General features: G+C 59.8%; 10 protein-coding genes. 2 read left to right on the top strand and 8 right to left on the bottom strand.

Features of this window, described 5'->3' with window-relative positions; translation table 11 throughout:
- Positions 1 to 13 precede the first annotated feature (13 nt).
- Positions 14 to 1,576 carry an alpha-(1->6)-mannopyranosyltransferase A gene (locus AC06DS_RS06690; protein WP_473963419.1) on the top strand — a complete coding sequence of 521 codons (1,563 nt, stop codon included), beginning with the start codon at positions 14 to 16 and terminating at the stop codon, positions 1,574 to 1,576.
- On the opposite strand, the gene AC06DS_RS06685 is transcribed toward AC06DS_RS06690, so the two are convergent.
- Positions 1,476 to 1,841, bottom strand: a complete 366-nt coding sequence (locus tag AC06DS_RS06685; RefSeq protein WP_293791373.1) for an Rv2175c family DNA-binding protein — start codon at positions 1,839 to 1,841, stop codon at positions 1,476 to 1,478. The two genes, AC06DS_RS06690 and AC06DS_RS06685, sit on opposite strands and share 101 nt — an antisense overlap.
- Positions 1,842 to 2,097: 256 nt before the next feature.
- Here AC06DS_RS06685 and pknB point away from each other — a divergent pair, with 256 nt between their 5' ends.
- Complete coding sequence (gene pknB, locus AC06DS_RS06680; RefSeq protein WP_477100305.1) at positions 2,098 to 4,362, top strand: Stk1 family PASTA domain-containing Ser/Thr kinase; 2,265 nt, start codon at positions 2,098 to 2,100, stop codon at positions 4,360 to 4,362.
- 32 nt (positions 4,363 to 4,394) lie between these two features.
- On the opposite strand, the gene AC06DS_RS06675 is transcribed toward pknB, so the two are convergent.
- From AC06DS_RS06675 to AC06DS_RS06645, 7 genes are all read right to left on the bottom strand, one after another.
- Positions 4,395 to 5,783, bottom strand: coding sequence for a class II 3-deoxy-7-phosphoheptulonate synthase (locus AC06DS_RS06675; protein ID WP_293791351.1), 1,389 nt, complete (start codon positions 5,781 to 5,783; stop codon positions 4,395 to 4,397).
- 59 nt (positions 5,784 to 5,842) lie between these two features.
- Positions 5,843 to 6,370: a polyadenylate-specific 3'-exoribonuclease AS gene (locus AC06DS_RS06670; RefSeq protein ID WP_477100304.1), complete on the bottom strand. Its 528-nt coding sequence runs from the start codon at positions 6,368 to 6,370 to the stop codon at positions 5,843 to 5,845.
- A 30-nt stretch (positions 6,371 to 6,400) separates the two neighbouring features.
- Positions 6,401 to 7,534 carry an acyltransferase family protein gene (locus AC06DS_RS06665; protein ID WP_477100303.1) on the bottom strand — a complete coding sequence of 378 codons (1,134 nt, stop codon included), beginning with the start codon at positions 7,532 to 7,534 and terminating at the stop codon, positions 6,401 to 6,403.
- 139 nt (positions 7,535 to 7,673) lie between these two features.
- Positions 7,674 to 8,402, bottom strand: coding sequence for a lysophospholipid acyltransferase family protein (locus AC06DS_RS06660; RefSeq protein ID WP_477100302.1), 729 nt, complete (start codon positions 8,400 to 8,402; stop codon positions 7,674 to 7,676).
- Between the two features lie 97 nt (positions 8,403 to 8,499).
- Positions 8,500 to 9,507: an ROK family protein gene (locus tag AC06DS_RS06655; protein ID WP_448308131.1), complete on the bottom strand. Its 1,008-nt coding sequence runs from the start codon at positions 9,505 to 9,507 to the stop codon at positions 8,500 to 8,502.
- A gap of 58 nt (positions 9,508 to 9,565) precedes the next feature.
- The gene (locus AC06DS_RS06650) at positions 9,566 to 10,753 is read right to left on the bottom strand and encodes a glycosyltransferase family 4 protein (protein ID WP_448308125.1); all 1,188 of its coding nucleotides are present in this window, start codon (positions 10,751 to 10,753) and stop codon (positions 9,566 to 9,568) included.
- A 32-nt stretch (positions 10,754 to 10,785) separates the two neighbouring features.
- Positions 10,786 to 12,003, bottom strand: coding sequence for an NlpC/P60 family protein (locus AC06DS_RS06645; protein WP_477100301.1), 1,218 nt, complete (start codon positions 12,001 to 12,003; stop codon positions 10,786 to 10,788).
- Positions 12,004 to 12,104 lie beyond the last annotated feature (101 nt).

Raw genomic sequence — 12,104 nt, 5'->3', positions numbered from 1 at the left:
TCGCGCGATATGGATGGGACTCATTGGCAGCATCGTCTTGACGATCACCTCCCACAGCGTCGGCGCCGTGCGTGCCCGAGGCGGCATTATGCAGGTCATCGGGCTTAGCTCGTTCACTTTCGGCCATGCCGCTGGCATGATGACGGTGGTGATGTGGTTCGCCCTGTTGGCAATGGTCCTCAGCTGGATCATTATTGGCCGACATATTCTGATTCACGGCGCCACCCTGCGCCGATCAGCTATCGCCGCATGGATCGGCCCCCTAGCGCTAGCAGGGCCGTTAATGTCTCGCGACATTTACTCTTATCTGATGCAGGGCACCCTGGCCCGCGATGGGTTTAATGCGTACGAGGTAGGTGCTGCCGCCAACCCAGGCCCACTGTTGTTCGAGGTCAGCGCCGATTGGCGAAACACCACAACCCCTTATGGCCCGCTGCATATGGGGCTCGGTCGAGCGATCACATCGATCACCGGCGATAACATCACTGCCGGCATCCTTGCTTTCAAACTGGTTTCCATCGCATCAGTGCTAGTAATGGCCTGGGCCGTGGCGCAGCTGGCTACCCACCTTGGTGTGCGTCCCGACGTGGCTATGTGGCTGGGGGTTTTTAACCCCCTTAGCGTCCTGCACTTGATCGGTGGCATGCATACGGAAAACCTCATGATGGCGTTGATCTTGGTGGGATGTCTTTGCGCAATGAGGCTCCATCCCGTCCCCGGTGGCCTGGCGGCTGCCGCGCTAATCGGTGTAGCTGCGGCGTTGAAGGCAACGGCGTTTATTGCGTTGCCTTTCGTTGTATGGATAATGGTCGCCCGTATCGCTGGTCCGCTCCCCTATACAGAGGGCAAGCGCCGTTGGCTAGGGTTAGCAGACACTTGGCGGCGTTTCGGAACCCTGATCTGGACGGGTCTGGCCAGCGCAGCCACATGCATTGGGGTGTTGGCGCTGATTACAGTCGCAACTCAGCAGACATGGGGCTGGGTCACGGAGGTCACGGGTAACTCTAAGGTCATCAACCCCCTGGCGCTGCCTTCCTTTATTGCTTCCACACTTGAACCTTTCCTTTCGCGTATCAACGACGATCTGACGTTTAACGTTCTGGTGGATGCCATCCGCCCGGTGAGCAGTGCCCTCATGCTCGTGGGGCTCGTCATTGCGTGGTGGTTATTCCGGCACGATGAGCATACTGCGTTCACCGGCATGGCTGTGGCCTACGCCATCACCTGTGTTTTCAACACGGTGACGCTGCCGTGGTACTACACAGCTCCCCTGTCGCTGATATTCCTGGCTAGCCAATCGCGAATGACGATCTATCTCACCAGTGTGTTCTGCATGTGGGTCACCTTCATGTTCGACGGCGGAGGAAATAACCGCCTCTACGCTCTGTGGTGGGTGCTCGCCTTTGCAGTTGTTTTCGCCTGGATCGTCGCCGCGTGCCTATGGGATCCACGGCAGCAGCGGCCGCAGAAGCATGCTACAGAATCGCCATCGCCTGAGCGCGGCGCATCACCTCGCGGGCAAGGTGACCGTGCAGGGCATCAACCGGACGCCCGGGCAGAGAATCATCCTCAGTAAACAGGTAGTCCAGGATCTCCACATCCGAATAGCCACCATCGCTGAGCAAAGCGATCGCACCGGGAACGAACCGGTTGAGTTGACCGTCTTCGCCGAGGAAACGCGCGGGAATGTGTCGGATGCCGTCAACCTGAATAGCCAGCAGTTGCTTCTTGTTCAGCATGTCCATGACCTTGGTGATTACCAAGTTCATTCGTTCCGCGGCATCGGGAAGAGTCAGAACCTCTTCACCTGCAGGAACTCCACCCACCGACTCGTCGAGGATGCGTCCTGAAGCCTCGCCCTCCACGTGTGCGGAAATGCCGTGATCTACTGCGTGCTTGTTTTGTTTACTCACGGTCGCCACTGTAGCGCGTGGGCGTCAAAAAGAAACGAGTAGGGCACGAACCTGGCTAAACGTATAATGACACGAGTACCACTAGAATCATTGCGTAACTCTGAACGCACGGGGAACAAAACCCCCTTATAATCATCTCTTCTCAAGAGATACGACTGCTGAGAAAACGAGGCTGAAACTAGACGTGAGCGAGCTACATCCGGGAGACCTGCTGGAGTGGCGCTACCGCATCGGCGCCCAGATCGCCCGCGGTGGCATGTCCACAGTCTATGCGGCGGTCGATACCCGCCTGGACCGAGAAGTCGCGGTCAAGGTAATGGATCCAGCGCTCGCCCGCGAACCCGCCTTCCGTACTCGCTTCGAACGTGAGGCTCGCGCAGTAGCGAAACTCAACCACCCAACACTCGTAAACGTCTTCGACCAAGGTGTGGACGAGGACTATGTTTTCCTCGTCATGGAGCTGGTCGAAGGCGGCTCCCTGCGCGAATTGTTGAAGGAACGCGGCCCTATGCCCCCGCATGCCGCCATCGCCGTGATGCAACCCATGCTCAACGCCCTAGCCATCGCCCACGCCAAAGGGATGATTCACCGCGACATCAAACCGGATAATGTGCTGATCAGCGATCAGCACCAGGTAAAGCTAGCGGACTTCGGCCTCGTGCGCGCCATCGATAACGCGATGGGTGATGCCACGAACGCAACGACCTCCGTCAACGGGCAGGTCATCGGCACCGTCGGTTATCTTTCCCCCGAGCAAGTGCGCGGCGAAAACCTCACCCAAGCCAGTGACGTGTACTCAGCAGGCATCCTGCTGTTCGAACTGCTGACTGGCCGCACTCCTTTCAAGGGTGCCTCCCCGCTAGAAACCGCCATGGCGCGTATCAACCGTCCGGTGCCCGCTCCCAGCACGTTGATGCCCGACATTCCACCGGAGATCGACGAGCTCGTTCTGCGTGCGTGCCACCGCGACCCCGCCCAACGTTTCCAGGATGGCAGCGAGTTCCTGCAGGCCGTGGAGGACACTGCGGAGCAGCTAGATATTCCGGACTTCGAAGTCCCTGCCCCTATTGAGTCCGCCGTACGCACTGCTCTGGCCGGTACCGACTTCGGCGAACGTACCCCGTGGAATGACGAGTCGATGGCTACCCGCGCTGTCACCCTCCCCCAGGAGGATCGTGCCCGCCCGGAGACGCACCATACTGCCGTCACTCAGTACCATCCGGCGAACCGACCAGGTTATGCGCAGCATCCTGGCTCATTGGCGCCGTCTCCCGATACCAATGTGGGGCCATCGCATCAGCCAGTGCCACACCGACCGGCCCCGCATCGGTCGCCCCAGCACCGGCCCGCACCTGCACGCCCGGTGCACAAACTCAGCAACAAGTCACCGGCGGCCACCATTGTGTGGGTTCTCGTACTCCTGGCGCTGGTTATTGGCGTGGCGCTTGGCGGATGGTGGTTCGCCACGGGTCGCTATGGCGAGATCCCCACTGTGGTCGGCATGGATAAAGCCACGGCACAAGCCACCGTCGAGGAAGCCGGGTTCAGCTCCAAACTAGACGAGCGCTACGACAATCAGGCGGAGAAGAACACGGTCATGGGAACCGACCCTGCCAAGGGGCACCGCGCCCTGCGAGGCTCCGAAGTCGCCGTACTGCTTTCCCTAGGCAAGCCGACTATCCCGGATCCCGGAACGAACTCCAGCTTGCAGTATTACGAGAAAAAGCTGACCGACCGCACTTTGAAGTTGAAGAAGGGCGAGGAAGTCTACTCCGATGACATAGCTAAAGGGCATGTCGCGGAGGTCCAGCCTGCAGCGGGAACCGAAGTCAATACAGACTCGACCGTCGTTGTCCACATGAGCAAGGGCAAGCGCCCAGTGAAGGTGCCGGGCGTCAAGGGGCAAGAACACGACCGCGCAAAGCAGACCTTGGAGTCCGCCGGCCTAACAGTTGCCGAGGAGACCGAGGAGTTCGACAAGGATATCCCCGCAGGTCAGGCGATTCGCACCGATCCAAAGGAGGGATCGGAAGTCGAATCCGGTTCGGAGGTCACGCTGGTGCTGTCGAATGCGATCGAAGTACCGGATGTAGCGGGACTATCTATGGATGACGCCCGTAAGGCTTTGCGCGAGGCAGGTCTCAATCCGGTTGAGGGCAAACCCGTGGAGGACTCTTCCGAGGATTCCGGCAACGTTGCACAGCAGTCACCCCAGGCGGGCAAGCTGGTGGATCCTGCGAAGAACACGGATGTGGAAATCCGCGAGTCCACGTCCCAGCGCGTGCCGTGGACGATCGGTCTCAGCGCGGAAAAGGCTCGCCAAAAGCTAGAGGATGCGGGCTTTGAGGTGAAGATCAAGGGTGACCCCAACGGCTTGGTTCTGGGTCAATCCCCCGGCCCCGGCTCCCGCAGCCACCGGGGTGCCGTGGTCACGTTGACCACGGTGTAGCTGCCGTCCCGAAGGCAGCTAGTCGCAGCCACCTAGTTGCGCAGCATCTCCGCCACTAGGAACGCCAGCTCCAGCGACTGCTGGGTGTTCAGTCGCGGATCCACGGTAGTGGCGTAACGCTCCGGCAGATCCAGATCCGTGATGGACTGACCACCGCCGACAACCTCGGTGACGTCCTCGCCCGTCAGTTCTACGTGGATACCGCCAGGGTGCGAGCCGAGCTTCCGGTGCACCTCGAAGAATCCCTGAACTTCGTCGATGATGCGGTCGAAATCGCGCGTCTTGTAGCCATTGTTAGAGGTGTAGGTGTTGCCGTGCATAGGGTCGCACTGCCAGATGACCTTGTGACCCGTGGCCTCCACGGCCTCGACAATCGGAGGCAGCGCCGTGCGGATCTTGTCGTAGCCCATGCGGGTAATCAGCGTCAATCGACCCGGGGTGTTCTTCGGATCCAGCTGACGGACGTAGCCAACGGCCTCTTCCGGGGTGGTTGTTGGACCGATCTTCACGCCCACGGGGTTGGAGATCAAAGAGGCGAAGCGAATGTGCGCATCGTCAATGCCACGGGTGCGCTCGCCGATCCACACCTGGTGCGCGGACAGGTTATACAGGGCGTCATTGCCCTCTTCGTCGTGAGCCAGGCGCAGCATTGCACGCTCGTAGTCCAGAACTAGCGCCTCGTGGGAGGCAAAGATGTCCGCGGAGCGCAGCGTCTCCGACGTCACACCACAAGCGGACATGAACTCCAGGCCACGGTCGATCTCTGTCGCCAACGCCTCGTAGCGGGCGCCCGCCGGGGAGGTCGCCACGAACTCGCGGTTCCACTCATGCAGCTTGTACAGGTCAGCGGTACCAGAGTTCGTCAATGCACGAACCAGGTTCATTGCTGCGGAAGAGTTAGCGTAAGCACGCACCATGCGGGATGGGTCGTGGGCGCGAGCCTCCTCGGTGGCCTCTACGCCATTTACCAAGTCGCCACGGTAGTTCAACAGACCATTGGAATCTCGGTCCGCGGAGCGTGGCTTGGCGTACTGGCCGGCGATACGTCCCATCTTCACCACGGGCGTGGAAGCACCGTAGGTCAAGACAACAGCCATCTGCAGCAGGGTCTTCACGTTGCCACGCAGGTGCGGCTCCGTATTGGTTTCGAAGGTCTCCGCACAGTCACCGCCCTGCAGGAGGAAGGCCTTGCCCAGGGCGACATCAGCCAGTTGCTTCTTCAGCTTCTTAACTTCGGGAGCCACCACAATCGGTGGCACGGATTCCAGGATCTTCCGCACGCGCCCTGCGTGCTCTGGATCCCAGCTAGGCTGCTGCTTCGCGTCGCGAGACAGCGCATCTTCTAATTTTTCCGCCATGTCCGCTGGCAGCGGCGGCAGATCCGGAAGTTCGTCTAACGGTGCATCTATAGTCCAAGCCATAGACAGAGCATACGTTACCTAGCCACGGCTTTTGGCAATCAGGCTATTTTCAGATGCTTTTATGGACGTCCGGGTAACCCCTTCAATGCTTCCATGGACAGGCGGTATTTCACGACATTGAAACGGGCGTCGGCAAGAGCATCGTGAGCATTGCTAGGGCTTTCGGGCAACCGTGGTCGACCGGCCATCTCCCACAGCTGCTTCAGTTCGTGGGTGAAACGCGGCAGGTCAGCGGGAAGCCCGGTCATGTCGCCCCATAGCTGAGCCAGCGCCACGTGATCATAAGCCCCCACCCAGGCCCATAGTTCGGGCCGCTCACTGGGACGTCCCCGGGACTTCGTAGCCCGCTCGGGAACCAGGAATTCGTGCAGCTTGGCACGCATCATCGCGCGATCCATCCAAGCTTTGTCGGAGCGCGGCGGCAATTGCGGCAGAACGTTCTTCTTCACCCACTGCCCCGCCCGATGCTCGTTAAATTCGGTGGAGACTGCGTAAAACTCGCGCCCATCTTCGGCCACCACACCGATTGAGATCAGATCAATGGTGGAGCCGTCCTCAATGAACTCTGTGTCGTAGAAGTAGCGCACGGTTGTCCAGTCTAGAGCCTGGGCTTGAGGCTAGGCCGACAGGGTGCGGTCACCGCCGAACCGTACCTGCTGGCGCGGTTTTTGCTGTCTTTCTTGAGGACGCCGCAGTGCCGGTGGGAACAGCGTCCAACCAATAAGGGGCGTCTTGCCCACTACATAGCCCACAATGGAGGCGACTACGCAGGCGCCGATACCCCACCACAATTGGCCTGCCATCGTGCCCAGGAAAGCGAGCGACTCCGGATGCGCTTCGGCCAACGTGACGGCGTATCCGCCGAGCAGGTACAGACCCAACGGGTGGAACACGTAGACCTGCAAGGTGTTCCGGCCCACGAAAAGGAAGACCTCGCGCACTAAAGGGATCACGCACAGCCAAGCGGCAACCACAATGGCAAATGGCAGTGCGAGGACGGAGCGCAATAGGTCAGTTCCCAAGGTCAGAGCCGCAACCGTAGGCGTCCAATCGCTAAAGAGCGTCTTGGCCAGAGTCCGCATCATATACTCCGAGCTGAAGAACAACACGGCGCTTCCGAGTATCACAAGGGGGTTGAAGGCACGCTTGGCCAGCCGGAAGAAGAAGTCTCTGCAGTGCAGACCAATGAAGAACATGGGGGCAAAAGTGAGGACATGCCGGAAGAAGATGTTCTCCCCGCCACCGAGGAAAGCTCCGATGACCAGCGGGATAGCGGAGGTTAAGATGGCCAGCCACGGCGGCTGTTTGCGAAGTACCCAGGCGAAGATGTTGTAAAGAATCAACGCATAAAGGAACCACAGACCCACGTTGCCCAGCAGCATCGCCTTAAACAGGTTCATCAGCGAGTAGTTGTCGTCGATGCTCATGCGCGTCAGAATGTGGAAGGGGTTAAAGACCAAGTAAGGCACCAACAGGAACCACAGTCGTCGATACCACAGGTCGGCGAACGAACGCTCCAGGATACGATGGGCGAACAGTCCTGACACGAGGAAGAACAGCGGCATTCGGAGAGGATCGAGGAAGCTGGAGAAATGCCCCAGCGGGGTTTCCGTTCCACTGGGAACCCCGGTGACGACGTGCATAATGCACACACCGACAATGGAAAACCCTTTGGCGGCGTCCGCCCACTCGACTCTCTGCTTCACCGGCCGCGCTTGAGGCCGACTCGCACCCTGATCTACCTTCGACATGATTCTTATTACAAGATCAGGTTTGCGCTGCTGAAGTCAAACCGTCAACGACGGGCCGCACGGCATAAAAGCCCCGTTCACCACGGGGAAACGGAGTGCGTATGGTCGTTGGCACAGCAGCGCTGAGGGGGCACATTCACTACTGCCGCGGTTCCGAGCCCGCCGGGTAGCCCTTACCTGCCTCCAGGGACTTCTTCACATCGGCAGCATAAAAGTCCTTGACATACTCCTGACCGGAAAGCTTATGCAGCGCCTCCATGATCGCATCGGTCAGCGCCCGAGCCTGGGCGTATTCGTCGCCGGCATCACGGAAATCGTTCGGGTCGATTGGGTCTCCGACGTACACGCCACAGCGGGCCGGCCGTGGGATCCACGTACCGATGGGGTTGGCCTTGTTCGTGTTGATCATCGCCACCGGGTAGACCTTCTCCCCAGATTCGAGAGCGATGCGCGCCAGGCCGGTTTTGCCTCGGTACATGCGGCCATCCGGGGAACGCGTGCCCTCCGGGTACATGCCCAGCAGATCCCCACGCTCAAGTACCTTGAGCGCAGTGCCCAAAGCGGCGTTCTGGGATTCCTTATCCTGGCGGTCGATTGGCACCTGGCCAACGGAGGTGAAGAAGAACTTCTGAATGCCACCAACCAGGCCGGGCGTCGTGAAGTATTCCTTCTTCGCCAGGAACGTCAGCTGGCGCTTGGATACCAGCGGAAGGTAGAAGGAGTCCATCACTGCAAGGTGATTGGAAGCCAGGATTCCCGAGCCTTCCTTAGGTAGCTTTTCGAGCCCCTTGGTAAAAGGACGGTTGTACACGCGCAGCCATGGGCCGATGAGGATGTATTTGAAAAACCAATACGCCTTATTTTGCATATTTAAAAACCTACCGTCCCTTGTATACTTCCCTCGTGAGCGCCACAAAAAGCAGCGCAGTATTTGGCGCAGTATTCGGCGCGCACAGCGCTAGCCTTTAGGCGCCCGTCTGAAGGCGATCGCGCGCCAGTAACGCCACGCCGATCATACCGGCATCTCCTCCTAGTTGCGCGGTTTTTACTCGTGCGACAGGCCGGTGACCGGCTCCGACGATGCTGTAATTCAGCATGGATTCCGCCTGGTCCAGAAACAGATCTGCATCGGCACTTACGCCCCCGCCGATCACGATTAATTCCGGATCCAACACATCTTGCACCAGCGACAGTCCGCGGCCTAGCCACAGTCCCATGTCCTCCACTGCGGCGCGTGCCAACGGATCTCCCTCACGCGCCAGGCGAACTACGGCTCGTCCGGAGATTTCTTCTGGGTGCTGGGCGAATTCCCGTGTAATGGCGGAATCCGGGTAGCGTCCCGTAGCAATCAGGTCTTGGGCGGTCAGTGCCAGCGCCGAACCAGAGCAATAGCGCTCCAGGCAACCTTGTTTACCGCAGGGGCATGCACGACCACCTGGCATGACAGTCAGATGCCCAAACTCCGGGGCTGTACCAAAAGCTCCTCGGTAGATCTCGCCATCCACCATGACGGCACCACCGATTCCGGTCCCCAAAGCAAAAAGCACCCACGTGCCGACTCCTTGGGCAGCTCCCAATCGGTACTCCCCTAGCGCCGCGGAGTTGGCGTCGTGCTCCAATTCCACCGGAAGCCCTAACTTGGCGCTGAGCCTGTCGGTGACCTGCGCGTTCCGCCATGGCAGGTGCGGGGCAAAGCGCACTGTGTCGCGCTGCGCATTAATAAACCCAGCCACGGCCAATCCCACTGCGGCGATGCCTTCATTGCGGCGCTGCAGGCAGCCGATAGCATGCACCAGCGCGGTTTCCAGGGCATAAACATTGGAGGGGGTCGGAAGCTTTTCAATGTCCAGGATCTGGCCGTCCGCGTCCACCACGGCAGCACGTAGGTTCGTGCCACCGATGTCCACGCCCACGGTAAGGCTCCCAGTCACGAAGCGATCCCTCTTCCCTCTGTAGTCCGTATGTAACCTCATCATTCTAGCCAGCCGTGGGCTGCATAAAAACTCTGTGGTTCTACCCCAAGATTTACGTCTAGGCGAAGCTATGCCGCGGTGGAATCTCTCCCCCGCCTCGCATGACCGCTCGGCACTGGTAACCGAGGACGTGCCACGTCCATTTCTCCATCACGTTTTTCCGAGCTGCGGTCGCTAGGCGCTGGCGCGTGGGGGCGTCACTAAGCAGCGAAGAGATCTGCGCCACCACGTCGTCCAGATCCCGCGAGTCCACGACCAGCCCTGTTTCTCCATCGATCACTGTCTCGGGCGCGCCGCCACCATTGCCGGAAACCGTAGCGACTCCCGCGGCTTGTGCCTCGAGAAATACGATCCCGAGCCCTTCTACGGACAGTCCGCCCAGTTGCGTTCGCACCGGGAGTGCGAAAACATCACCGACCACGAAGTGGCCTGGTAGTTCCTCTACGTCGACCGCACCGGTAAAGGTTATGTTCTTTGTGACGCCCAGCCGACGCGCCAGTTTCGCCAACTTCACGCGGTAATCGCCGGGTCCGACGACAAGCAAATGTGCATCCGGGTGCTCACGAAGGATGGCGGGCATGGCCTTTACCAAAGTGTCCTGGCCTTTGCGTGGAACCAGTCGGGAGACGGCGACAATGACCTTCTCGTCCGTCACGCCATAGCGCGCCCGAAGCGCATCTCGCATCGCCGGGTTCGGTTGGAAGAGATCCGTGTTGACGCCACCTGGCATAGGTTCCCACGCAACGGAGGGACCAAAGGCAGCGGCCATTCGATTGCGGGCATAGTGCGAAACATATGTCAAGCAATCCACGGTACGGCCGATGCGGGCAAGGACGTGGCGCGAACCGGGGAACATGGACCATCCGACCTCGTGGCCATGGGTGGAGGCAACAATCCGGCGAGCGCCCGCTGCCCGGGCACTATTCGCCATCAATGCCAGCGGTGCGGCCGCCCCGAACCAGACAGTGTGGATGTCATGTTCACGGATCAGCTGCTGCATCTTGCGCGCAGTAGCTGGGGTGGGCAGCATGATGCTGCGAGGCCATCGGACGACGTGGTAGTCCTGTTCACCGTCGAAGGCCATTGCATCCTCGCGGTGTTGGGTAGAGGCGAAAACCACAACCTTGGCCGGATCCAGCGTGGAGAGGTAGTCGCGCACATACGTCTGAATCCCGCCGAAGGTAGGCGGGAAGTCATTGGTGACGACGAGGACGCGGGGATGGCTATGCTGGTCTGCGCTGGACATACGAACGGATGCTACCGCACGCTATGGGATGTTTAGTAGCGGGCGGCGCCCGAGATCGGCATGGAGTTCAGCGGAACTACCTGTACGGGGATGCCGTAATCGGAGGCGTGGACGATCTTGCCATCACCGATGTACATGCCCACGTGGGTCACTCCCGGGTAGAAACCAACGATGTCGCCCGGCTGTAGGTCGTCAATGGAGACCGGCTGCCCACCTGCGATCTGTGCGGACGAGGTGCGCGGGATGGACTTACCTTGCTGTTGGTAGGACCAGAACATCAGTCCGGAGCAGTCGAAAGCGCTCGGGCCGGCGGCACCCCAGGAGTACGGGGATCCCAACTTCGACAAGGCCGCTGCGACCACACCAGTTGCGTTGACCGGCGCACCGGAGTCACCGGCCTTCTTCATCTTGCCGAGGAACTCCTCGACATTCATGTCGATGGGACCATTGCGATCAATCCAGCGTCGACGATCCTCCGGGCTAAGCCCGTCGACGGCCTTCATGATTTTGTCCTTCAGCTCGCCGAGCTCCTTGTTGCGATCGTCAAGGTCCTTCTTGCGATCGTTGAGGGTACGCAGCTGGAAATCTGCGGTGGCCTTAGAACGGCTCGCCTTGTTCTTCTCCTTAGCAGCATCCTTCAGCTTCTGGCTCAGCGTGTTCACGGTATCGGCACGCTGATCACCAATCGACGTCAGGTAAGAAGAACGCTCGACTGCAGCCTGCGGGCCTTGGGAGCCAACAAAAGCAGAGACCGGATCCACCGTGGCGCCACGGTACATCGCGCGAGATACGCCGGTGACATTTGCACGTGACGCCTTGACATCCGTGTTGAGCTTCTCAGCCTTCTTGCGCGAGTCATCGGCAGCCTTGTTGGCCTTTGCCAGGTTCCCCTTAGCCTGGTCGATATCGATCTTCAGCTGCTCAACCTCATCCGAAGTCTCGGAGGCGTAGCCGGATACCTTGTCTACGTGGTTCAGCAGACCGTCAACATCCGCTGGGATCGGTGTGTCCAGTAGGCGACGGATTTCTTCCGCACGCTTCTGATCCGCGTTGCGATCATCCTTCTTGTCGCTTCCCTGCCCCTGGTCACCTCGCCCCGGAGCGTTCTGCGGATCCGCACTGGCCTGCGGGACAGTAGCTCCCATTGCGAGAGCTAGCAACGCCGCAGATGTGGCCTTGGCGATAGCGTTAGCACCGGAGCGACTGCCGCGCGAGGAGCGATCACGAGAAGAGGAAAACGACACGTTCACGACTGGACTTTCTTTAGTTCTCAAAAAATTCTCGGCCCACCGAAGGAGCCGTTCACCGATAGATATTCTGCCACATGAAAGGGCAAAAGTGGGACTGGCAC

Source organism: Corynebacterium sp. TUM25015 (assembly GCF_056393505.1).
This window is presented reverse-complemented; position numbering and strand designations above follow the sequence as displayed.